At 52.4% G+C, this 23,256-nt stretch carries 24 protein-coding genes; 12 read left to right on the forward strand and 12 right to left on the reverse strand.

Annotated elements, in window-relative coordinates; all coding sequences use genetic code 11:
- Positions 1–95 precede the first annotated feature (95 nt).
- From lapB to rfaE1, 3 genes are all read left to right on the forward strand, one after another.
- Positions 96–1,271 (forward strand): lipopolysaccharide assembly protein LapB, encoded by a 1,176-nt coding sequence (gene lapB / locus ACO0LK_RS23350; protein ID WP_422979345.1) that lies wholly within the window; start codon positions 96–98, stop codon positions 1,269–1,271.
- A 177-nt stretch (positions 1,272–1,448) separates the two neighbouring features.
- Complete coding sequence (locus ACO0LK_RS23355; RefSeq protein WP_422979346.1) at positions 1,449–2,828, forward strand: UDP-glucose dehydrogenase family protein; 1,380 nt, start codon at positions 1,449–1,451, stop codon at positions 2,826–2,828.
- A 24-nt stretch (positions 2,829–2,852) separates the two neighbouring features.
- Complete coding sequence (gene rfaE1, locus ACO0LK_RS23360) at positions 2,853–3,770, forward strand: D-glycero-beta-D-manno-heptose-7-phosphate kinase (protein ID WP_422979348.1); 918 nt, start codon at positions 2,853–2,855, stop codon at positions 3,768–3,770.
- Positions 3,771–3,827: 57 nt separating this feature from the next.
- On the opposite strand, the gene ACO0LK_RS23365 is transcribed toward rfaE1, so the two are convergent.
- The gene (locus ACO0LK_RS23365) at positions 3,828–4,631 is read right to left on the reverse strand and encodes a DODA-type extradiol aromatic ring-opening family dioxygenase (RefSeq protein ID WP_422979350.1); all 804 of its coding nucleotides are present in this window, start codon (positions 4,629–4,631) and stop codon (positions 3,828–3,830) included.
- A 174-nt stretch (positions 4,632–4,805) separates the two neighbouring features.
- Here ACO0LK_RS23365 and ACO0LK_RS23370 point away from each other — a divergent pair, with 174 nt between their 5' ends.
- From ACO0LK_RS23370 to cysM, 3 genes are all read left to right on the forward strand, one after another.
- On the forward strand, positions 4,806–5,699 hold the full coding sequence (locus tag ACO0LK_RS23370) for a LysR family transcriptional regulator (RefSeq protein ID WP_422979352.1): 894 nt from the start codon (positions 4,806–4,808) through the stop codon (positions 5,697–5,699).
- Positions 5,700–5,889: 190 nt separating this feature from the next.
- Positions 5,890–6,333, forward strand: a complete 444-nt coding sequence (locus ACO0LK_RS23375) for a ComEA family DNA-binding protein (RefSeq protein ID WP_422979354.1) — start codon at positions 5,890–5,892, stop codon at positions 6,331–6,333.
- Positions 6,334–6,624: 291 nt separating this feature from the next.
- Positions 6,625–7,527, forward strand: coding sequence for a cysteine synthase CysM (cysM, locus tag ACO0LK_RS23380; RefSeq protein WP_422979356.1), 903 nt, complete (start codon positions 6,625–6,627; stop codon positions 7,525–7,527).
- Positions 7,528–7,888: 361 nt separating this feature from the next.
- Here the strand turns inward: cysM and ACO0LK_RS23385 are convergent, their stop codons facing one another.
- The 5 genes from ACO0LK_RS23385 to ACO0LK_RS23405 form a co-directional block, all read right to left on the reverse strand.
- Entirely contained in the window at positions 7,889–8,188 is a 300-nt protein-coding gene (locus tag ACO0LK_RS23385; protein ID WP_110257001.1) for a hypothetical protein, read from the reverse strand.
- Between the two features lie 313 nt (positions 8,189–8,501).
- Complete coding sequence (gene mltB, locus ACO0LK_RS23390) at positions 8,502–9,647, reverse strand: lytic murein transglycosylase B (protein ID WP_422979358.1); 1,146 nt, start codon at positions 9,645–9,647, stop codon at positions 8,502–8,504.
- A gap of 16 nt (positions 9,648–9,663) precedes the next feature.
- Positions 9,664–11,664 (reverse strand): transglutaminase TgpA family protein, encoded by a 2,001-nt coding sequence (locus ACO0LK_RS23395; protein ID WP_422979360.1) that lies wholly within the window; start codon positions 11,662–11,664, stop codon positions 9,664–9,666.
- Between the two features lie 5 nt (positions 11,665–11,669).
- A complete protein-coding gene (locus ACO0LK_RS23400; RefSeq protein WP_422979362.1) occupies positions 11,670–12,680 on the reverse strand; it encodes a DUF58 domain-containing protein in 1,011 nt (336 codons plus the stop codon).
- Positions 12,667–13,587, reverse strand: a complete 921-nt coding sequence (locus ACO0LK_RS23405; protein ID WP_422979364.1) for an AAA family ATPase — start codon at positions 13,585–13,587, stop codon at positions 12,667–12,669. Before ACO0LK_RS23405 ends, ACO0LK_RS23400 begins: the two co-directional genes overlap by 14 nt.
- A 275-nt stretch (positions 13,588–13,862) precedes the next feature.
- Between ACO0LK_RS23405 and ACO0LK_RS23410 the strand changes: the two genes are divergently transcribed.
- From ACO0LK_RS23410 to ACO0LK_RS23420, 3 genes are read left to right on the forward strand one after another with little or no spacing between them, the layout of a single operon-like run.
- A complete protein-coding gene (locus ACO0LK_RS23410) occupies positions 13,863–14,801 on the forward strand; it encodes a histone deacetylase family protein (RefSeq protein WP_422979366.1) in 939 nt (312 codons plus the stop codon).
- Complete coding sequence (locus ACO0LK_RS23415) at positions 14,801–15,358, forward strand: GNAT family N-acetyltransferase (RefSeq protein WP_422979368.1); 558 nt, start codon at positions 14,801–14,803, stop codon at positions 15,356–15,358. Before ACO0LK_RS23410 ends, ACO0LK_RS23415 begins: the two co-directional genes overlap by 1 nt.
- 18 nt (positions 15,359–15,376) lie before the next feature.
- Entirely contained in the window at positions 15,377–15,916 is a 540-nt protein-coding gene (locus ACO0LK_RS23420) for a nuclear transport factor 2 family protein (protein ID WP_422979370.1), read from the forward strand.
- Here ACO0LK_RS23420 and ACO0LK_RS23425 read toward each other — a convergent pair.
- The gene (locus ACO0LK_RS23425) at positions 15,913–16,389 is read right to left on the reverse strand and encodes a DUF4952 domain-containing protein (protein ID WP_422979372.1); all 477 of its coding nucleotides are present in this window, start codon (positions 16,387–16,389) and stop codon (positions 15,913–15,915) included. The genes ACO0LK_RS23420 and ACO0LK_RS23425 overlap by 4 nt on opposite strands.
- A gap of 329 nt (positions 16,390–16,718) precedes the next feature.
- Between ACO0LK_RS23425 and ylqF the strand changes: the two genes are divergently transcribed.
- The gene (gene ylqF / locus ACO0LK_RS23430; RefSeq protein ID WP_186947428.1) at positions 16,719–17,651 is read left to right on the forward strand and encodes a ribosome biogenesis GTPase YlqF; all 933 of its coding nucleotides are present in this window, start codon (positions 16,719–16,721) and stop codon (positions 17,649–17,651) included.
- Entirely contained in the window at positions 17,648–18,433 is a 786-nt protein-coding gene (locus ACO0LK_RS23435; RefSeq protein WP_422979374.1) for an enoyl-CoA hydratase, read from the forward strand. The genes ylqF and ACO0LK_RS23435 overlap by 4 nt, the downstream gene beginning before the upstream one ends.
- Positions 18,434–18,448: 15 nt before the next feature.
- Here ACO0LK_RS23435 and ACO0LK_RS23440 read toward each other — a convergent pair whose 3' ends face one another.
- From ACO0LK_RS23440 to ACO0LK_RS23460, 5 genes are all read right to left on the reverse strand, one after another.
- Positions 18,449–18,874, reverse strand: coding sequence for a hypothetical protein (locus tag ACO0LK_RS23440; RefSeq protein WP_422979376.1), 426 nt, complete (start codon positions 18,872–18,874; stop codon positions 18,449–18,451).
- 122 nt (positions 18,875–18,996) lie between these two features.
- Positions 18,997–19,713, reverse strand: a complete 717-nt coding sequence (locus ACO0LK_RS23445) for a TorF family putative porin (RefSeq protein WP_422979378.1) — start codon at positions 19,711–19,713, stop codon at positions 18,997–18,999.
- A 27-nt stretch (positions 19,714–19,740) separates the two neighbouring features.
- Complete coding sequence (locus ACO0LK_RS23450) at positions 19,741–21,090, reverse strand: S8 family peptidase (protein ID WP_422979380.1); 1,350 nt, start codon at positions 21,088–21,090, stop codon at positions 19,741–19,743.
- Complete coding sequence (locus tag ACO0LK_RS23455) at positions 21,087–21,767, reverse strand: zf-HC2 domain-containing protein (RefSeq protein WP_422979382.1); 681 nt, start codon at positions 21,765–21,767, stop codon at positions 21,087–21,089. The genes ACO0LK_RS23450 and ACO0LK_RS23455 overlap by 4 nt, the downstream gene beginning before the upstream one ends.
- Positions 21,764–22,366, reverse strand: a complete 603-nt coding sequence (locus ACO0LK_RS23460; protein ID WP_422979384.1) for an RNA polymerase sigma factor — start codon at positions 22,364–22,366, stop codon at positions 21,764–21,766. The genes ACO0LK_RS23455 and ACO0LK_RS23460 overlap by 4 nt, the downstream gene beginning before the upstream one ends.
- Positions 22,367–22,865: 499 nt before the next feature.
- Here ACO0LK_RS23460 and mrtJ point away from each other — a divergent pair, with 499 nt between their 5' ends.
- A complete protein-coding gene (gene mrtJ, locus ACO0LK_RS23465) occupies positions 22,866–23,252 on the forward strand; it encodes a JDVT-CTERM system glutamic-type intramembrane protease MrtJ (RefSeq protein WP_422979386.1) in 387 nt (128 codons plus the stop codon).
- The last annotated feature ends 4 nt before the right edge of the window (positions 23,253–23,256 follow it).

The following is a 23,256-nucleotide window of genomic DNA, read 5'->3' on the forward strand; positions in this document are numbered from 1 at the left end:
ACGGCATGGAGCATGTTTAAGACTGCACACGTCAGCCGCAGTGAGCAAAACAAGCATACCCAGTTTTAGGGCCTGTTCAATAAGAAAAAATACATATGGAATTTGAAATTTGGTGGTTGCTGGGCATACCCCTGTTTTTTACACTGGGCTGGGCTGCGGCACGTATCGATATCCGGCAACTGATCTCTGAATCACGCAGCCTGCCACGCGGCTATTTCAAGGGGCTGAATTTCCTCCTGAATGATCAGCCAGACAAGGCCATTGATGCCTTTATCGATATCGTCAGGCTTGATCCTGAAGCTGTGGACCTGCATTTCGCCCTAGGTAATCTGTTTCGCCGTCGTGGTGAAACCGAGCGCGCCATTCGTGTGCACCAAAACCTGCTGGCCAGGCCCGATCTGCCGACCGAACAAAAAACCCAGGCTATGTATGAATTGGGGCAGGATTACCTGAAAGCGGGTCTGCTGGACAGGGCTGAAGAAACCTATAACCAGCTCGTGAATGGCCCGTTTGAAGCCCAGGCACGGCGGGCGTTACTGGAAATCTACCAGCGTGAAAAAGAATGGGCACGTGCCATTGAAGCGGCAAATGCCTTGCAGGAATGTGGTGCCGGTGGCCGGCAAAAAGAAGTCGCCCAGTTCTATTGCGAAATCGCGCAGGATGAACTGGTGCACACCAATGCCGACGCCGCCCTGGCCATGCTGGACCGTGCCCTGGCCGCTGACCGCCACAATGTCCGTGCGATTATCCTGATGGGTGACGTGTTTCTGGCCAATGGCGATGTCGAAAGAGCCGTCCTGACCTGGCGCCGGGTAGAGCAGCAAAGCGTGCCGCATGTAGCCCTGGTGGCCCAGCGCCTGATGGATGGTTACCGTAAGCTGGACCGGCCGCAAGAAGGCTTGAACCTGTTGAAAAACTACCTGGCTGAAGCGCCGTCTATCGATTTGCTGGAAGTCGTCTTCAAGGCCACGCAAGAACTGGAAGGCATTGAGGCGGTTAATCTGCTGGTAGGTGATGAACTGCGTCGCACACCGACCTTGCTGGGCCTGGATAAACTGCTCGATGCACGCCTGATGTCAGCGCCGCCAGAAGTCCGCCCTGAGCTGGCCGTGGTTAAAAACCTTGTACACGGCTATGCGCAAAAGCTGGCGCGTTACCAGTGTTCGCATTGCGGCTTCAAGGCCAGACAGTTTTACTGGCACTGCCCGGGTTGCAGCAGATGGGAAACCTATCCACCGCGCAGGACGGAAGAGCTGAATGTCATGAATTGAGAACTCCTGCATCTGAATTAAGCATGTCCCGATTATTTTGGGTGATGTGCTCCATGCAGAAGCAGGGATGTGTTGTGAAGAATCTTGAATAAGTGCTGTGATCTGTATGTGCTGGATGGTTAAGCAGTCAGAAAATCAGATAAGCAGCGTGACTTATTTTTATATGGTGATCAAAAAATGAAAATCACAATTATTGGTACGGGTTATGTCGGTCTGGTCACAGGTGCCTGCCTGGCTGAATTGGGTAATGATGTCTTTTGCCTGGATGTCGATCAGCGCAAAATTGATATCCTCAACAACGGCGGCATCCCTATTCATGAACCGGGCCTGGAAGAAATCGTGGCGCGTAATCGTGCTGCGGGTCGCATACAGTTTTCTACCGATGTAGAAGCCAGCGTCAGACATGGAGACGTGCAGTTCATCGCCGTTGGTACACCGCCGGATGAAGATGGTTCTGCCGATCTGCAATATGTGCTGGCAGCCGCCAAAAATATCGGCAAGTACATGGCGGGCTTCAAGGTTGTCGTTGATAAATCCACGGTGCCGGTTGGTACTGCTGATCGTGTCAGTGCTGCCATCTCGGCAGAGCTGGCGAACCGTGCAGCGACCCTGGAATTCTCTGTCGTATCCAATCCCGAATTTCTGAAAGAGGGGGCGGCGGTCGAAGACTTCATGCGCCCTGACCGTATCGTCATCGGTTGTGACCAGACGTCGCAGGGCGAAAAAGCCCGCAGTCAGATGAAGAAGCTGTATGCGCCTTTCAACCGCAATCACGAACGTACTTTCTGGATGGATGTACGTTCGGCTGAATTTACCAAATACGCAGCAAACGCCATGCTGGCGACCCGCATTTCCTTCATGAATGAACTGGCCAACCTGGCTGATCATGTCGGTGCCGATATTGAAGCGGTGCGCCACGGCATCGGTTCTGACCCACGCATAGGCCACAGCTTCTTGTATGCCGGTTGCGGTTATGGCGGTTCCTGCTTCCCTAAAGATGTGCAGGCGCTGGAGCGTACCGCTCAGGATTATGGTTTGAATCTTTTGATATTGCAGGCGGTGGAAGCCGTCAATGCACGCCAGAAACAGGTGCTGGGCAACAAGATACAGCAACGCTTTGGTGAAAACCTTAGCGGTCGTCACTTTGCCATCTGGGGTCTGGCATTTAAACCGAATACGGATGACATGCGTGCCGCTTCTTCGCGTGTCCTGCTGGGTGAATTATTGCGCTCAGGCGCCAGCGTGGCAGTGTATGACCCGGTGTCCATGCAGGAAGCCAAACGCGTGCTGGAACTGGATTTTTATGACGCACCAGAATTGCTGGAATCCATACGCTATGCAGCCAACCCCATGGATGCCCTGGTGGATGCCGATGCGCTGGCTATCGTCACGGAATGGAAGGCCTTCCGCAGCCCGGACTTTGATGCAGTCAAGGCACGCCTGAAACAGCCGGTGATTTTTGATGGCCGCAATCTGTTTGAACCCACCGTCATGACCGAGCTGGGTATTGAATACCACGGCATAGGCCGTTCCGTGCTGACCCGCGCCGACAAATAATAAGCTTGCAGGACAAACAAGACCATGAGTAAAAAAATCCTGGTGGCTGGCGATGTGATGCTGGACCGTTACTGGTTCGGCGAAGTCAACCGTATTTCGCCAGAAGCGCCAGTCCCTATCGTGCGCGTGGAAAAGCGTGAGGAACGTCTGGGCGGTGCTGCCAATGTCGCGCGCAATGCCGTGGCATTGGGCGCACAGGCCGCGCTGATGGGCATCGTTGGCGACGACGATGCCGGTAACAGCGTAGAAAACCTGTTGGAAACGTCTGGCATACAGGCTTACCTGATCCGTGACCCACAGATTTCCACCATCATCAAACTGCGGGTGATAGGTCGTCAGCAGCAATTGCTGCGCATCGATTTTGAAGAACGTCCTACCGAACTGGTGTTGCGTGACAAACTCAATCGCTTCAATTCACTGCTGGCTGGTTTTGATGTGATTGTCCTGTCTGATTATGCCAAGGGCAGCCTGGTAAATGTCAGCGCCATGATAGAAGCGGCTACCGCTGCCGGTAAACTGGTGCTGGTGGATCCCAAGGGAAGTGATTTCCATCGCTATGCCGGCGCCAGCCTGTTGACCCCGAATAAATCGGAACTCAAACAGATCATTGGTGACTGGAGCAGCGAAGAAGAGTTGACCACCAGGGCGCAGCAATTGCGCCGTGACTTGCGAATTCAGGGTTTGCTGTTGACCCGTTCCGAAGAAGGCATGACCCTGTTCACCGAAGAACAGATCACCCACGTACCAGCCATGGCAAGAGAAGTGTTTGATGTGTCCGGCGCTGGTGATACCGTCATCGCCACCATGGCTGTGATGCTGGCAAATGGCGTGCCTATGCAGGACGCGGTAGCGATTGCTAACCGTGCCGGCGGCATCGTCGTCGGAAAATTGGGTACGGCAACCGTGACCAGGGAAGAATTGTTTGCTGGTGCAGCAGGTTGAAGTGGCATATTTCCTGTAAAGCGGGCTGATTTTTCTCAGCCCGCTCTTTTTTTAGCCTTAAGCTATTGCACCAAAGCGAAAACTCGATGCCACCACGCCACCAAAGATGTTTTCTTCATGGTACACGCAGGTACCAGCCTCTGCCTCAGCCGCACCGAGTGCTACCATTAGCGGCAACAAATGATCTTCCCTGGGGTGGGCAAGACGTGCTGCCGGTGCCTTCGACCAGTTGATCAGGTGTTGTACCCGCTCTTCCACGCTGGATTCCAGCAGAATCTTTTGCAGCCATTGGTCGAACAGGGACGAAGGCTCTTTGGCCTGTGGGCCAAAATGCCGCAGATTGTGATAACTGAGCCCGCTGCCTATGATCAACACACCTTCATCCCGCAGAGGGGCCAGCACACGTCCCAGGGCCAGATGTTCCTCCGGGTCCAGCCCGGTTTTCAGCGATACCTGCACCACCGGCATCTGTGCTTCTGGATACATCACAGCCAGCGGCGCAAACGTGCCGTGATCAAAGCCGCGTCTGGCATCGGCCTGCGTCGGCAAGCCCGCTGCTCTGAGCAAGTCCATCACCTGCTCTGCCAATACCGGTGAACCGGGGGCAGGGTAGCTGACCTCGTAAGTATGGGCAGGGAAGCCGCCATAGTCATACACCATGGGTGGTTGTGGATTGGTCATGACGCGGAAAGCGGTTTCTTCCCAATGTGCCGATATCATCAGCAAGGCTTTTGGCGCTTGCGGTAACTGGCGCGGGATATCGACTAGTGAGGCTTCCAGCACTTGCATGCGGGCGCGCAAGTCATCCATATACGGCCAGGGGCCGCCGCCATGAGAAATAAAATAAGTAGGTAAGCGCATGTTTGAAAATTCCTTGGTTTGGCAATGTTGACTTCAGTGTGTGAAGCTAAAGAACTGATTCGACATAAAAAGTGTGCCCATACTTAAGATCATAATGTTTCCCAATTGGGAAATCGATAGTGGTAAAGTCATTGAATCATTTCCAAAACTGGAAACATTGGCCGGAGACAACATATGGATGAACTTGAACTCAATGGCATCAGGGTCTTTCGCGAAATCATAGAGTCCGGCAGTTTTACCGCTGCTGCCGACAGGCTGGGCATGGCTGCGCCTATGGTCAGCAAGCATGTCGCCAGGCTGGAACGCAAACTGGGGGCCAGGTTATTGAACCGTACCAGTCGCAGCATGAGTCTGACCGAAGCTGGCAAGACCTTCTTTGAACAGGGACGGCAGGCGCTGGATATCCTCGATGCTGCCGTCGCCGCTGTTGCGCAGGACAGCGGGCCGCCGCGTGGTGAGTTGAAAATCAGTGCCCCGGTCTGGTGTGCTACGGCCAGTTTTGCCAGCCTGCTGGCTGAATTTCGTCAACGCTTCCCAGAAATACGGCTGGATCTGCATCTGGACAACCATATGGTGGATCTGGTCGCTGATGGTTTTGATCTGGGCCTGCGCGCCACGGCCGAACCCTCACCCAATCTGATTGCAAGACGACTGTGCAGCGTGCCTTTTTATATGGTGACGACGCCTGCTTATTTGCACAGCCTGAAGGCAGTAGCCGATACGGCGCAACCATTGCCGGTTGCCATGATTTTTCCCAACTATGTACAACTGGAACGCCTGAAGTTTTCTGCCAATGCAGACACCGTGCCGTTCAAGCTGGATGCGGTCATGAAGTCGAGTGATACTACGCTGAGTTACCACTGCGTGCTGGCCGATATGGGCGCAGCTTTTTTGCCAGCCTGGCTGGTGGCCGATGACCTTGCATCTGGCCGCCTGGTTCAGGTGAGTGATCACGGCCCTGGGTTTGCCGGTCATTTGTTCGCGGTGTACGCCAGCCGCCGCCAGATGCCGCCCAAGTTACGTTGCTTTATTGATTTTTTGATTGAGAAACTGGGTGATCAATCATAGGGCTGGCTCTCAACACCATGATAAATTCCTGTACTGGCAATATTCTTGAAAGAAATCTGTGAAATACTTGTCAACGACTTGTTAGCTGCGTCGTTGTTATACGGGCAGGAATGGAATTCAAACCGGACTATGCCTGAATAAAAATAGTTGTTCAATTCAATGTTTGTTCAATTTAATAGGGAGTATTCGCATGTTTAAGAAATTGATGTTTGCTATGCTGGCTTTGTTGGCTGCTTCGGGTTTTGCATTTGCTGACGTGGATGTCAACAAAGGTGATCAGGCTGCACTGGATGGTATCAAAGGCATAGGGCCTGCCAAATCCAAAGCGATTATCGAAGAACGTACAAAAAACGGCAGCTTCAAGGATTGGGCTGATTTTGAAAAACGCGTCAAAGGCATAGGCGAAAAGAATTCCACCAAATTGTCAGAAGCCGGTTTGACTGTCAACGGCCAGGCGAAAGCTGGTGCCGCCGCTAAACCAGCAGCCAGTGCAGAGAAAGCTTCCAAGCCAGCCAAGGCTGACAAGGCTGCGGCATCTGCGTCCGCACCAGCAGCACCTGCGCCTGCAGCAGCGCCGGCATCCGCATCTGCATCTGCCAAAGCATCGGCAAGTGCCAAGGAAACCAAGAAATAATTGACCGCACTGGCGGCCAGCCGGTATGGCAATCAGGTCGCGGTACACAAAAACCCCTGATGACAAATCAGGGGTTTTTCTTTGCTTATTTGCTTATTTAAATTCTGTATAAGCTGCCTGCGCCCTTGTTCTGATCACAAAAGCAGTTGATTTTCATAGAGGAATCAGGCTGTCAGGCAGTTTTTGCGATTGCTGTTGGCGATGCCGCACCCAGATTGACTGTCTTATACGGCAAGCATCTATAGGTAACTGGGATTAGAATAAGCGTTTGATTCTTTATAGCTGCTCACTATGCCCTATCTGACCATCGAAGATACCATTGGCAATACCCCGCTTGTCATGTTGCAGAGGATACCCGGCGATGAAAACCGGCGTCGCAACAATATCATCCTGGGCAAACTGGAAGGAAATAATCCAGCCGGTTCCGTCAAGGACAGGCCAGCCTTGTCGATGATCAAGCGGGCAGAAGAACGTGGCCGCATCAAGCCGGGCGATACCCTGATTGAAGCCACCAGTGGCAATACCGGGATTGCACTGGCAATGGCAGCTGCCATGCGTGGTTACAAGATGGTTTTGCTGATGCCAGAAAACCTCAGCATAGAACGCCGTCAAAGCATGGCTGCTTATGGCGCGCAAATTATCCTGACGCCCAAGACCGGTGGTATGGAATATGCACGCGACCTGGCCGAACAAATGCAGATTGAAGGCCGTGGTGTCATTCTCGACCAGTTCGCCAATCCCGACAATCCACTGGCCCACTACGAAGCTACGGGGCCAGAAATCTGGCGGGATACCAAGGGGCAGGTGACGCACTTTGTCAGCGCCATGGGTACCACGGGCACCATCATGGGCGTGTCTGCTTATTTGAAAGAGCAAAACCCGCAGATTCAGATCGTCGGTGCACAGCCTGAAGATGGCTCGCAAATTCCTGGCATACGCAAATGGCCTGAAGCGTATATGCCCAAGATTTTTGACAAGGCAAGGGTAGACCAGGTGGAGTCTGTCAGCCAGTCAGATGCAGAACATATGGCACGGCGCATGGCGATTGAAGAAGGTATTTTTTGTGGCATTTCTGCCGCAGGTGCTTGCGAGATTGCGCTGAGAATCGCACAGAACGTAGAAAATGCCACCATCGTGTTTGTGGTGTGTGATCGTGGTGATCGTTATCTGTCTACCGGTGTCTTTCCGGCCTGATTTTTCGGCTTGGTAGTAGAGTAGGGCGGATTGAAGTATGTGCATTGATGCCATGGCATCAGTGCAAGCAGCTTGATGTTTCACAAAGCTGTCATAAAGCTGTGGTATTACTATAGCTGACGGTGATTGAAAGGCTTTAAATTATGCACGACAAGAAAAACAAGCAGACCCGCAAGCAGATTTGATTCTGTTTTTGTATTGTTTGTATATTCAAAGGTCCGATGCCAAAGGTCCGATGTAAGGGGCTGCAAATAAAAAAATACCGAAACCGCACTTGTGGAGCGCTTTCGGTATTTTTCAATATGCAATAGCCGTTTTGATTTAAAGCTTTAAATCAAGCAACTACCAAATCAAAACAAAATTATGCTGCGTCTTTTGGTTTGAATTGTTTGTCGCTGATACGGAATTTCGCACGACGGTCACCCATCAATTCACGCAATTCCTTGATGCTGACATCGCTGATTTCATGCATGCGGATCAGCAGTGATGCGCCGACTGGCAGGCGACGATGCCTGATTTTACTGATTACTGGTGGTGCAACTTCTAATGCCCGTGAAAGTGCGGCATCGTTTTTCAAATGCAATTGCTTGATCAGAGTATCCAACAGATTGTTTGGATCATAGTCGATTTCATCGGATTCAAGCTGGGTCAGATTTGCCATAATTACCTCGCTGTTTAGTTTATTGATGCTGAAATTAGTTGCTTCAATAAAAAATTAATCAAACGGTAATATTGTATCTTTAAAATAGAATTTGCTTATCAGAAAAATAGCAAATCATTGTTAAATCTCTTGACACATTGCCTTATTCATACGTAAATGTATCAACTAGATAACATTACTCTAGTTTAAATCATACCGTTTAGCAATGTTTATTAGGAAAACTAATTCACAAAATAAATATTGCTTTTTAACCTTTCTTCTCTAAACATACATCAAAATCTGATTTATCTTCTGTTAAATTTCGTTAAGTCTATTATTTCCCTCTGGCGGCTGCAATCACACGACCAAGGTCGAACACCGACATCGCGTAAAAATAGCTGCGGTTATAACGGGTAATTGCATAGAAATTATCTGTTCCCAGCCAATACTCGGTGGCATCAGTGCCATTCTGTAAATCAATCAGGCCATACAGCACGTTGGTAGGGGCATCGCTGCTGGCGGTGCTGACCAGTGTTTTCAGTTCCTGTAATTGAAAGCTGGCAGCTAAACCTTTTCCTATTGCAGCCGTAAGTGCCTCTGATTTATCGTGACTCAACAGTGTCGCGGGAAATGCCACCGGTACATTTTTCTTCCAGCCATGTTCAGCCAGGTAATGCGCAACGCTACCTATGGCATCCACAGGCGAGTCAGTGAGGTTGATCTTGCCATCGCCATCAAAGTCCACTGCGTATTTTCTGATGCTGCCAGGCATGAATTGTGGCCAGCCTATGGCACCGGCATACGAACCTTTGAACACAAAGGGGTCGAGCGAAGATTCGCGTGCCATCAGCAGCATATTTTCCAGTTCAGACTGGAAGAATTGCATGCGGGCATCGCGTGTCGTTGTATCCGGATAATCAAAGGCCAGTGTCGTCAGCGCATCCATGACGCGGAAATTGCCGGTCTGTTTGCCAAAGATGGTTTCCACGCCGATGATGCCGACAATGATTTCTGCCGGTACCCCATATTGCTGTTCGGCACGCGCCAGGTCATCAGCATATTTGTCCCAGAAGGCAACTCCGGCTTCAATGCGGTAAGGTTCAACAAAACGGGCGCGATATGCCTTCCAGTTTTTGGGTTTGCCAGGTGGGGCCGGGCGCATCAATTGCCTGGTCTGTTCCACATAGCGCACCTGCTTGAAGGTGGCGATCAAATCTGCTTCAACAAAGCCATGCTTGCTGACCATTTTGCCGATGAAGGCAGACACTTCTTTCCACTGGTCAAAATGCACATCATCTTTTTTGATGACAGTGCTTTTACCGGATGTATTGTCACTGCTGGCGGATGCACTGGCTGCCGAGCTGGTTTTCTTTGGCTTTTTTATTGCCGTGGTCTGGGCATGAGCCTGAGGTGCAAGAAGCAGGGAACTGACTATCAGCGTCAACAAGCGGCCTGCTACAGAAGAATAAGAAGAGTTCAAAATTCGGTATCGAAAATTAGCGGCATTCAGCCAGCAAAGTTTTTAAACGCCGGACCACCAGGGTTTCCGGCTCAGAGATTTTACCGTAGCGTGTTGCTGCATACAGCAACAAGAAACGTTCCACGCTTGCCATTTCCGTGGCTGGCAACACAGCACGCAAGCGTTGCAGATAGGCTTGCGGGCCCTCGTGCATTTCACGTGCCGCTGTTTTTCTTGCCATTTTGCGACAGAAAGAAAAGTATACCTTATCAAGCGCGCTTGTACGCTGCCGGTCGCGCATCAAAGGCAGGGCCATCAGGCCAATGACCAGGCTGGCGGTAATAAAAAACAGCAAGGTGATCTGTGCCCAGTCGACATCCAGAAAACCCAGCGAATTCAGCAAGCTTTTTTGCGAGCCCTGATTGTAATTCAGTACCCATTGGTTCCATGAATTATTGATGGCATCCCATTGCATGCGTGCCACATTCAAGAGTGAAGTGCCGGCTGGTCCCAGGTTTACCAGCCCTGCCAGGCCGCGACGTGGTACTGCATAGTTCAGCGATTGCATCACGCGTTCAGGTGCCACAGCCGCAGTCGGGTCGACACGTACCCAGCCCTGACCTTCCAGCCAGACTTCGGCCCAGGCATGGGCGTCAGATTGCCGGATTTCAAAGTAATCATCGACCGTATTCATGGCACCACCCTGATAGCCGGTGACAACCCGTGCCGGTATTTTGGCGGCGCGCATCAGTATCACAAAGGCGCTGGAATAATGTTCACAAAACCCGGCCTTGGTATCAAACAGGAATTCATCCACACTATGCACACCCAGGCGTGACGGCTCCAGCGTGTAAGAAAAGGCTTCACGCCGGAAGTGGTTCAGCACCGCGCCTATCAGTTGCTGGTTGTCTGGATAGGTAGCGCGCAGCTTGTTGGCAAAAGCCATGGTGCGCGGGTTGTAGCCTTCGGGCAGACGCAGGGCTGCAAGCAGGGTATTCTCGCCAGCATTGGTTTCCAGCTGATACGCGGGGTAGGAATCGACCTCATAGCGCAGCCTTTGACTGATGTTGCGTGCATTGCGTATTTCCATTTGCGCATTCACCAGAGTGCTGGTGATAGGGGCACCTTCTATCTGTGGTTGGCCTGCGGCTACATCGAGGGCAAACATCCAGTTCTGCCCATTCGGTTCGAGGATGATTTCCTGGCGTATCTTGTTACCGCTGAAGACCACGTGGTTTTTGGACACTGGCCCGGCTCTTTCATCCTGCGACCAGGTGCGGCCATCAAAATCAGTCATGACCACGCCGCGCCAGTAAAGCAGGGATTTTTGCGGCACCGCCTGATTAAACAACACCCTGAAAGCGATATCTTCCGACAGCACCAATTCACTGATATTGCCGGGTGCCATGGAGCCGGAAAGACCGGTGCGTCCGGTTTGTGCATCCCCCGGCAAGCCCCATAATGGGCCCTGTATGCGTGGGAATAACAGGAAAGCGATAATCGTCACCGGTATCGCCAGCCCCAGAATGCTGGCACCCAATTTCAGCCTCTGCTTCAAGGGCGGCACCACGCCGGTGTAATGAAAGGATAACTGCGCCGTCAGCAAAAAACATAGCGCCAGCATGGTGACAAAGGCGGTGCCTATAGTTTGCTGATAAAAGAAACTGGTCAGCAGCAAAAAGAAGCCCAGGAAAATCACCACGAATAAATCACGCTTGGCATGCATTTCCAGCAGCTTGCAGGTCAGCAGCAAAACCAGCATTGTCACTCCGGCCTCGCGCCCGAAGAAGGTTTTATGGGTGAGGAAAACCCCGCCCATCATCAACAGGGCGATTGGTAGCAGCAGTAAAGATGGTGGCAGCCGCTTGCCGTTCAGCGTCAGCCAGCCACGCCAGATCAGCAACAGGGCAGAGGCCAGGCTGACCCACCATTTGATATGGGTTGCATGCGGCAGCAGCACGCAAAAGCAGGCAAAAATCAGCAGTAGTGTGTCGGATTTGTCACGAGACAGGATGGGGCGGAACCACGGGGATTGCATGCTTTTCATAAGTCATAAAGCGCCAGCGCGCGCAGACAGGTTTCGCAGTGTTCCGGCCCCTGTGCCGGGGACAGGTCAGTCTGGCCCAGACGGAATCCAAATGTCAGACCATGCTGATCGGCCTCCAGCACCCAACTGGTCATGCGTGACAGTTTCAATTCGGTATCCATGTGGTTGGGCAGGGCAGAAAAATCGATGGTGACATCACTGCCCGAGCCGCCGGAAAATTGTTTTGTCACCAGTTGCCCGCCCAGTGCGGTATCGACCCTGGCGATGTGCTTCCAGGCCAGGTGTTTCATCGGGTCACCAGGCTGATAGGCGCGTACCCCGGAAAAATCTTCTTCACCGGCATGCCCCTGCACCTCGTTTTTGGCCTTGCCGGAAACCGGCAGTGGTGGTGGATTCAGTTCCGGTTGTGGATAGACGATGGCCTGGGCATCTGGCAGCCAGGTACTCCAGGCGCGCAACAAACCCAGCGGGAACCAGGTCTGCAAACGTACTCTGGGAATGGCCTGCAGGCCGCGTGTCTGGGTTGGGCAGCTCAGTTGTATCGCTGTCTGACTGTTCGGTGAAATATCTACCGCCTTGTCGGGGTGGCCAGCAAAACCGACCCAGATCGCATACCGCTGGGTCGGTTTGCGATTGATCAGAAACACCGTATATTCGGTTTCTTCACCGGCAAACACCGATTTGCTGGGGCCTGCCAGCAAATGCAGGTAAGCCAGGTTACGAAAACCGAAGAAGGCATTCACCATGGCGACGCCGCCCAGTACGAAAGTCAGGGCAAAGCCCAGGTTCAGACTGTAATTGGTGGCCGTTACAAACAAGATCAGCAACAGCACTACAAAGAACCAGCCCGCCTTGCTGGGCAATGTAAAAACACGCCGCTGCTTGAGGAAGACTTCACCGCTTTCCGGCTTGTTTTCCAGAAAAATGATTTTGCGCAGCTTTTTCTTGATGGCGGTCAGCATGGCCTTGGGGCTGAAAAGGATGATACTGCCATCAGACGCTGACACGCTTCATCAGCTGCGCCAGTAATTCACTGCTGGCACTGACTTTTCCTGTGGTGGATTTCAGTGGGCGCAGGCGATGGGCAATCACCGGTATCAGCACGGCCTGCACATCTTCCGGCAAGACATGGTCACGCCCTTCAAGTGCGGCCCAGGCACGGGCAGCCTGCAACAGGGCGATAGAGGCACGCGGGCTCATGCCCTCGGCAAACAGGTCACCCTGACGGGTAGCATGTGCCAGAGCCTGTACATAATCGATCAGCGGGGCCGAGGTATGGATTTGCCTCAACAGTTGTTGCGCTTCCATTAATTCTTCTGCCTGCATGACGGCTGGCAGGCTGGCCAGCAAACTGCGCCTGTCTTCGCCCAGCAACAGGGCGCGCTCTGCCGCCGCATCCGGGTAGCCCAGTGACAGGCACATCAGGAAACGGTCCAGTTGCGATTCAGGCAAGGCAAAAGTACCAACCTGATGTGCCGGGTTTTGCGTTGCAATGACAAAAAATGGCTGTGGCAGCATGCGGGTCTGGCCTTCAGTGGATACCTGACGCTCTTCCATGGCCTCCAGCAGGGAAGACTGGGTCTTCGGGGTGGCGCGATTGATTTCATCGGCCAGCAATACCTGGGTAAACACGGGGCCGGGGTGGAATACGAACTGTGATTTTTCCCGGTCAAAAATCGAAATGCCGATGACATCTGCCGGTAACAGGTCACTGGTAAATTGCAGGCGGTTGAACTTCAGACCCAGGGAAATAGCCAGCGCATGGGCCAGTGTGGTTTTGCCGACACCCGGCAAATCCTCGATCAGCAAATGGCCGCCGGCCAGCAGACAGACCAGGGCCTGGCGGATTTGCTGCTCTTTGCCAATGATGATGCCATTGACCTGCTTTGCTACTTTATGTACTTTGGAAAACATTTTTTTCCTCAAATAAACGCGCTGGCCGGATAAGAATCCGGGCCGTCATGCACTGGCGGATTGCTTTTGTCTACGTCAGACAGTGTAAACGGAATTGTCGCAAACTGTTGCCTGGGGTGAAAAGTTTTAAGTACACGGGTTTGCAAAATCGGTGAAATAGGGTGAAACTGATGCCAAGACAGATACGATAAACAGGTTAAAGGTAAAATTCTCCTGGCCCACCGTGGGTTTCAGGGCAGCTTTCCCCAATGCCTGGCATAGAGACATACAGAGACATGACTACTGCGTATTACACCCATGCTGATTGCAAACGCCATGAAATGGGCTCCTGGCATCCCGAATCACCAGAACGCCTGCAAGCCATAGATGATCAGTTGATCGCCAGTCGTATCAGTGACTTTCTTGATCATCGCGATGCGCCTCAGGCCAGTGAGGCTGACCTCGCAAGGGTGCATACGGAAGATGCGATTTACCGCATACGCGAGAATTGCCCGTCCGAACAATCAGAGTATGAGCACTTTCCACTTGATGCCGATACCTGCCTGAATGCCTATACCTGGCGTGCCTCGCTACGGGCAGCAGGGGCAGCCGTGGCCGCCACTGATGCCGTGCTGGATGGTGAGGTTGAAAACGCCTTTTGCTCGATACGGCCACCCGGCCACCACGCCACACCAGGTGAAGCCATGGGCTTTTGCATGTTCAATAATGTTGCCGTGGCGGCCAAACATGCACTTGAGGCACGTGGACTCAGGCGTGTCGCCATTGTTGATTTTGATGTGCATCATGGTAATGGCACCGAAGAAGCTTTTCGCAATGACGACCGGGTATTGATGGTCAGTTTTTTTCAGCATCCGTTCTATCCGTATACCGGCACCGATCATCCAGCCACCAATATGGTGAATGTGCCGGTACCGGCGCATAGCTATGGCGACGTGGTAAGGCAACTGGTCACCGAGCAATGGTTGCCTGCCCTGCGGGAATTTGAGCCGGAAATGATTTTTATCTCTGCCGGTTTCGACGCCCATCGTGAAGACGATATGGGCCAGCTGGGCCTGGTGGAAGCCGACTATGCCTGGATTACGCGGGAAATCATGGGCATCGCCAAAGAATTTTCCAATAAGCGCATCGTCAGTTGTCTGGAAGGCGGGTACAACCTGTCGGCCCTGGGCAGGAGCGTGGTCGCTCATCTCAAAGTATTGGCAGATCTCGATTGATGAGGTATCCGTTTGCGCAATTGCACAGTATCAGGACCGAACGCCTGCTGCTCAGAAAACTGGAACGCTCGGATATCGATAGCGCTGCCCTTATCCACGGCGACCCCGCAACCAATCTGCATAACCCAGGTGGCGCACGCTCGCGTGAAGCAACCGTGGCCGTGGTGGATGACTGGGTTAGCTTTTGGGAGCGACAGCATTTTGGCTACTGGACAGTCTGCGCGGGTGATGATGACAGCCAGGTATTGGGCTTTGGTGGCATCATGCGCAAGCAGATTGGCGATTTTACTGGCCTGAACATGTATTTCCGCTTTGCTACCCACGCCTGGGGCAATGGCTATGCCAGTGAAATGGCACAAGCTGCCCTGCAAGTGGCGTTTGAAACACTGGACGAAGCGGCAGTGTATGGCTTGGTGCGCCCCGCCAACAGCCCGTCACGCCGCGCGCTGGAACGCATGGGCATGCAATTGTGCAGCACCGTGGATGACGTGCCTGGCCAGGAAGCGAGTCTGATCTATCGCATTATAAAAGAAGATTTTCTGAACGCAGTATCTTGAAAAACAGTGAGCCAACTGATGAAAAGATTCTTTGCAGTGCCGTTTTTGAAATTTAGCCTGGCACTTGGCCTTGCAGTGGCCTGTACATGCGCATCGGCGCAGGTCGTTGATGAACGTGCCCTGCTGAACGAAAAAGTCGCCCGCTTTATCGATGAATGGCATGACGATGCCGCCCATGCACGCCTCAGTTATTTCGACAAGATGGCAAAAGACGGCGTGTACATAGGCACCGACAAGACCGAACGCTGGACGCGGGATGAATTCAAGGCCTGGGCCAAACGCTTTTTCGAACGCCCTTCAGCCTGGGCTTTCAAATCTTTTAACCGGCATATCAGTTTTTCAGAAGACCGCCGCTGGATCTGGTTTGATGAACAGTTACATACCCAGATGGGCATCTGTCAGGCAACCGGCGTCATCCAGCAGACTGCACAGGGACTGGAAATCATGCATTACCAGTTATCGCTGACGGTACCGAATGAATTGACCGATTATCTGGCTGCAGGTGTCAAAAAACTGGATGAGAAAAACGCTGAACAGAAGCTGATGCCCAAGCCCTAAGGGGATTCCAGCGGCAGTTCGACAATCACATAAAACCATTTGATTTTTGGCCAGTCCGCCCGGCGGCTGACCAGGGTTTCTTCCGAAGCCATGCTGATGTCGTAATCAAATTCATGGCCGCTGGCGAAGTGCCCGCTGGGGTGGGTTTCCCAGATACAGCAAAACCGTTTCATCCTTCCCATGTGTGCCTGCCTGACCAAATAGGCTTCCACTTTGGCAGCCTTTGACCCGGCAACACGGTAACTGACCCGCAAGACATGGATTTGCGCCTGCATCGTGGGTTCGCAAGACATGAATTCCAGTGAGGCAGGTTTTTTGGCTATTTGTTGTAAAAAATCCGCGCAGACAGGGTCATCTCCAGACACATCCGGATTTGCCGCCCATGCCATGTTCAGGCTTGCTGACAGCAGCAAAGCTGCAATGCCTGGAATGGTCATCCGACCTATCAATAAAATTTGTTGAACAATGTGCATGAAATCGCCAGCCTGGTTTGCGTATTTGTCATCTTGATCATAGCCAGCGACGCGCCATGAAAATTGCAGAAATTGTTTAAAATGCCACCGAAATACCCTGATTGTCGTGCATTCTTCAACAGTATTGCTCAATTCGGCGACTTCTTCATGGTAAACATACTGGGGTATGTATATTTAATTTACCTGATTTCTTATAAGGAAAATGAAGTAAATATTGCTATACCCCCATGGTTTTGTGATTGCAGCAGCAGAAGTAGAGAAACTTCCGGCGCAAGCAGGGCAGACTTCCGTACAATATCGCTTTGTTTTTGCTAAAAAGAAGAATAAGCATGTCTATACAATGGTTCCCCGGCCACATGAACGCCGCCCGCAAGAAGGCGGCGGAAACCATGGAAAATACCGATCTGGTGATAGAAGTGCTGGACGCCCGCATTCCGCAAGCCTCTTGTAACCCCATGGTCGAGTCGCTGCGCAATTTTCGCCAGCGCCCCTGCCTGAAGATTTTGAACAAGGCCGATCTGGCTGACCCGAATGCCACCAAAGCCTGGCTGGATTTTTATAATGCCCAGAAAGGTGTGTTTGCCGTCGCCCTGAGCTGCAAAAAACCATCTGATGTTGCAAAAGTGCCTGGCCTGGCTTTACAGCAGGCCCCGCATCGCGGTGTGCCGACCAAGCCCTTGCGCATGATGATCATGGGCATACCCAATGTCGGTAAATCGACATTGATGAATGCCTTGTTGAAAAAGCGTGTTGCCAATGTCGGTGATGAGCCGGCCGTGACCAAGACCCAGCAGCGCCTGTATCTGGGCAAGAACATGATTTTGACCGACACCCCCGGCATGCTGTGGCCCAAGATAGAACATCCTACGGATGGCCTGATGCTGGCTGCCAGCCATGCAGTGGGTGTGAATGCGCTGATCGAAGAAGAAATCGCCACTTTCCTGGCTGAGCAGTTGCTGATTCATTACCCGAAATTCATCACTGAGCGCTATGGCTTTTCAGTCGAAGGCATTGATGCTGTCTCTGTGATTGAAGGCGTAGCAAAAAAACGCGGCTATAAACTCAAAGGCGGCGACTGGGATTATGAAAAGGCCTCGCATACCCTGTTGCTGGATTACCGCAGCGGTGCTCTTGGTCGCATCAGCCTGGAAACCCCGGCAAGTCGTGAGCATTTGCTGGCGACCTATGTGCCGCCTGTCTTGCTAGGTCAGGGCAAGAGCGTGCAGACAGGCATGGAGCCAGAGCCGGAAGACGCAGAATGAACCTTGCAGCGGACACGCCCTGGGTATTGCGCAATGATGCGGGTGGCGTCACTACCCTGACCTTGAACCGTGGCGAGCGTTTCAATCCCCTGTCAGAAGAAATGCTGGCCGCTTTGCTGGCTGAATTCAAGGCCATTGCAATTGATGAAACCGTGCGCGTGGTGGTATTGGCTGCCACCGGCAAGGCATTTTGTGCCGGGCATGATCTGAAGCAAATGCGTGCCCAACCGTCGGAAGAGTATTACAAAGCCCTGTTCCAGCAATGCAGCAAACTGATGCTGACTATCCAGAAATTGCCGCAGCCGGTTATCGCCCGCGTGCAGGGCCTGGCAACTGCTGCCGGTTGTCAACTGGTGGGCATGTGTGACCTAGCCGTGGCCAGTGACAATGCCAGCTTTGCAGTGTCTGGGGTGAATGTGGGTTTGTTTTGTTCTACCCCTGCGGTTGCTTTGTCACGCAATGTTTCACGTAAACAGGCGATGGAAATGTTGTTGACCGGTGATTTTATCGATGCGCAGACGGCATGGCAGCGTGGCCTCATCAATCATGTGGTCAGCCCTGAACAGTTGGATGCCTGCGTTGCCGGACTGGCAGCCAGCATCATCGCCAAACCCGCGCTGGCAATACGTATGGGTAAGCAATTATTCTACAAGCAGCTTGAAATGGGGATGGAGGCGGCTTATCAACTGGCCGGTCAAACCATGGCCTGCAATATGATGGATGACACTGCGCAGGAAGGCGTAAAGGCTTTTCTGGAAAAACGCCCACCATCCTGGAAGTAAGTAGAGTACGAAAAGCTATTGATTACGTGAACTGAAGTGATCAGCAATAATCGCTCCCAGCGAACACCATACCCCCGCCACGAAGCAGGTATATAACACGGTGTAGGTGGTGGGCAGGGAATCTGGTGTATCGCTATAGGCGACACTGGCATAGGTGTATACCAGCGCAGTGGTGGCGATACCCAGCAAATAACCATGCATCATGGGTGAACGTCGCGCCAGATAACCGACCACCAGGCCAGGCAACAGGTATTGCATGTAACCAAAAATGGTCATGAAAATCGGGTTACTCCACAAACCTGTATCTGTACCGGCATCTGCGGCCGGACTCATCGATATCTTCAGCGCCGTAATAAATACGAAATACAGCAAGCCATACAACACCGTCGCCAGCGCGATGGCGTGAGGATTGGGTTTGGAAATAAAGGGTTGGAAAGCCATAAGGGCGGGATTATACCCTGTGCTGCTGAAGATTTGCGCAGCTTTGGGCTGATTTTTGCTTGTATTGCGTGCATTTACACAGACTTACACATGCCGTATGGTCGGTGGCCCAGGCAAGGAAATCAGAACAGGTAACTGGCGCCGAACACCAGGCTGTCGCGTACAGGGCTTTGGTATTTACCTGTGTTGTAACTACGCCTTTGCCTGCTGATGCCATAGGCCAGTTGCAGTTTCCATGCGGCGAAATTGACACCCAGGCCGACGCGCGCATCGAAGCGGTTATTGATGACTTGGCCTGGTTTTGCATCCGGATACGTCAGCCAGCCTATGTGCGAAAACAGGTCTATGCGTTCATGCAGCGCATAATCTGCATTCGCTTCCAGGTACAGGGTTTTTGCGTCCAAACCTATGTAATTGGGGGAATAGTAGATGCGTGCGCTGAGATTATCTACCATGATGCCGGTGAAGATTTCCCCATAATTGAGGTCCGTAGCTTTGGGGAACAATGAGCCTGTGGCACCCGCTTCCCATACCACGCCCGAATTCAGGCGGCGTGAAAAACCGGAATACAGCAAGATCTGTTCGCCATCACTGTTCTTGCTGTTGACCCGTACTTTTGAGCCGAAGGCACCGGCATACCAGCCATCGGGATTGTCGTAGACCAGGTTTAACTGCGGAACTGCCTGGCCGTCACTGAGCGAGATACCGCGATAAAAATAATCTGATACCAGCGTGATACTGCCGCTAACCTGTGCGTGGGCCTTGCCTTCAAAAGCAAACAGGGTAAGGATGAAAATCGCACAAAATTTAAGCAATACCGCACCTTTATGAATGGCCATCAATCTTGCATCACTTATTTGCATCACTTATGGATGGGTGGCCAGGGTTGTGGATGGCAGCACACTGGCAGCAGAGGTGGCCAGTTGACATGAACACGCACATTTATGCGTAACCCTGTGCAGAGTGGCACACAGATTGACCTGGCCGCTGATATTGGCATCGCTCTGGTTGACCGGATTGACCACCAGATCCGCACGTACCTGCGCCAGGCTGGCCGATGGTTTCAGCTCGCTGAGCAATGCCATCATCCCCGAAATATGCGCCGCCGAATAGGATGAGCCTGACACAAAATTCCAGCGTGCCCCCGGTGCAGTCGTTGGTATATCGCGCCCCGGCGCTACCAGGATGTCATTCGCCAGTTGTGTGGTCTTGCTGTCTGCCACCGCAAACACGCCGGGGTGCGATGCCGGGAAACCGCCATCAGCACGCTTTGGGTCCATCGCACCCACAATCTTGATGTTGCGGGAAATGGCTGCATCCAGCAGTTGCTGCAGCAGGCGGTCTGGCGGGCCGGACAGGCTCATGTTAATCACCTGCACACCTTGCGTCAGGGCAAAATTCAATGCCTTGCCCAGAGTAAAACTATTGCACCTGGTTTTATTTTCAGGTTCTTGCCAGCAGGCTCTCAGGGCCATGACATGGGTATCGGGGGCGATGCCTTCTATGCCTATGCCATTCCCGGCGCGTGCAGCGATCACGCCGGCAACACCGGTGCCATGGGTTTCGCCTACGTAAGGGTTGCCGTCGATGAAATTCTGGTTCAGCGTGATTTGTCCGGCCAGGTCAGGGTGTTTGATTTCTACCCCACTGTCGATGACGGCCACGACCACATTGCGACCAGTAGCAATTTTGCGTACGTCATCCAGTTGCCAGTATTTGTTGACTGGCTGCACGGGGAACAAGGGATCATTCTTGGCTTGCGCGTCAAAGGTGTTGATGGTCTGCACCCAGGCGACGCGGGCATCCTTGCTCAGTGTTTCCATCATCTGCGCTTCAGACGTGGTCTCGGTTTCTTCCATCACAAAGCAATCGACATTCAAGACGGGCATGGGCCAGTCTTCCAGCAGTTTCAAGCCATGCGCGGTTGCCAGTTCTGCAGCGATGCGGCGGCGCGCCGTGCGACTGACATCATTGGCGTAACCGCCGCTATAGCTGACATCTGGCCGGAAATGTGGTGTTGGCAGATGCAACATGACCAGTAGCCGGCGTTTGGCTTCCGGCTCTTTCTGCGTGACAGCTTCTGCTTCATTGTCGCTGCGGGCGCTGGCTGTTGATATGTTTAATCCTGCTGTCAGTGCCAGCAAGGTACAAAGCAACAACCTGAGTCCGAATCTGAGCCATAGCCTGGTCCCGTGAGGTTTGCCGCGCATACTCATTTGGCACCTCCGGCTTGCAGGGATTCTACCAGTTCAATCACCGCTTCAGAGCGCAACTCGTCCACGCTTTGCGTCAACCTGTCGTCAGGGACGTTGAGCAGATAGGCATTGGTGACCGTTGGGCCATCGATGATGCGGGCGTCGTTCAATGACATGATGCGCTGTATATCTTTGACTGTGGTTTCCGGTTTGAAGACGACGACAATATTGCCGGACGAGCGTTCGCCGCTGCCCAGTACATGATAACTGCTATTGTCCTGCGTGGGCAGGGCCAGATGTACCACCAGCCCCACAATGATCGCTGTCTGTGCTGCCATGATCCAGCCCATGGATCGGGTACCACTTGCCGGCAACAGGGTTCGCAAGTGCTCCAGCAAGCTATTTTTTTCTTTAACCCCGGCTGGCTGCACTGGTTTATTCTGTGTATCGAGCTTGGGCAATAAGCGGGCGAGGGCGCGCTCAGGGTTGGGTGCCGTGTTGGCCGCCGGTTCCTGGGCTTGCAGCTTAATTTGCCATTGCAGATCATCCTTGCACGTCGTGCATGTTTGTAAATGTTTTTGTACCAGCTGTTTTTCGTCTGGCTGCAGGGTATTGACAACATACCAGGGCAGCAAGTCCTGGACGATGGCATGCATTGCCTCGTCAGACAGATAGGGCTGGCTTGTTTTCATGTTCATAATATTTCCTCCATGCTGTCGGAAAGCATGAATCTCAAACGCTGTCTTGCGTGGAACATCCGGGTTTTGACGGTATTGACCGGGCATTCCATGGTTTCAGCAATTTCCTTGTATCCCATCTCATGATAATAAGTGAGGCTGACGACCACGCGCTGCTCCATGGGCAGGGCACGCAAGGCCCGGTTCAGGTCACCTTCCAGTTGCTGGGCAGACATCTGGTGTTCGGGTTCATAGCGGGTTTCTGCTGCATGATGCTCAAAATTGGATTCAACCGCCGCATCAAATGTCTGTATGGCTTTCAAAGCCTGACGATAGGCTATCGCAAATATCCAGGTCGAGACCCGTGAAGTCTGGTTAAAGGTATACGCTTTTTGCCAGACGACCAGCATCGTATCGTTGACTATTTCCTCTATCAGGTGCGTGTCGCGTGTCATCTTGTCAAGAAAACGAGCCAGTCTGCCAAAGTACAGGCGATACAAAGCCTCAAACGCCTGGCGATCGGCATTCGCAATCGAGGCGATCAATTGAACTTCCTGTGCTTCCGGGGTAGTTGGACGCTTGTTGTCTGTTTTACCTCGCCATCCCCAATTCTCAAACATGCCTGCATTCTCCTCGATGAAACGTTAATACCTGATCAGGTGGAAAAGGTTCATTGCAGGTTAAAAAAATGTTGATGTCAGGCTTTTGAGGGGGCTTGCGTAAAAAATAACAAGATGAATTGCCGGTCTCACATGCTGCGACACTTAGCCAGATTATCAGACGATTGTATCGCATCGATATGCGCATATTGTTTTTGTCCGCCCATTTCGCATGGTTTTTTATCTACTGTTTTCTTCCGGCCCGGATTCTCCCTTGAGCACCTGACTGTCATTTCACGATGCCGCAATGCAGTTTCAGCACGCATCAAAAAAATATTTTATTTTTCTTTGAACCAATTCGAATGAATGGCGCATTAACCGCTTGAAACAAACGGAGAGGTCTATTTTTTTTATGTCGTCACACATGAAAAAAGAAACTGCTCTGACCATGCGTGAACTCGTATTTCAGATCACCGGAACGGCGCGCGAATTTTTTTAAACCAGCATTGCAGGACATTGAATGCTTGAACAGGCGAATGTAATTTTTCCTTTTTTTGTTCAACATGCGATGTGCGGAAATCAACTGCGTGCACCTGATGTGGGCGTGTTGTTGCGGCTGCTGTTGCTGGCACCTGTGCTTGAAGAGCTGGTGGTCCGTGCCGGTCTGCAGCAGTACCTGACAGGGCAGTTCCGGCAATCCGGTGCCAATGCGACCTGGTTACCGGTAGTGATATCGGCGACGGTGTTCAGCGTACTGCATGTGGCAGCGGGCTGGACGATGGTGGCAGCGATTTTTGTGCCCGGCCTGTTGCTGGCGATGCTGTACCAGTGGACGCGTGACTGGCGGCTGTGCGCGTTAATGCATGCCGTCTTCAATGGAATGGCTCTTGGTGTTTGCATGCAGTGACCTA

The organism is Undibacterium sp. Ji49W (genome assembly GCF_049340205.1).
In the GTDB taxonomy this organism is placed as follows: Bacteria; Pseudomonadota; Gammaproteobacteria; order Burkholderiales; family Burkholderiaceae_D; genus Undibacterium.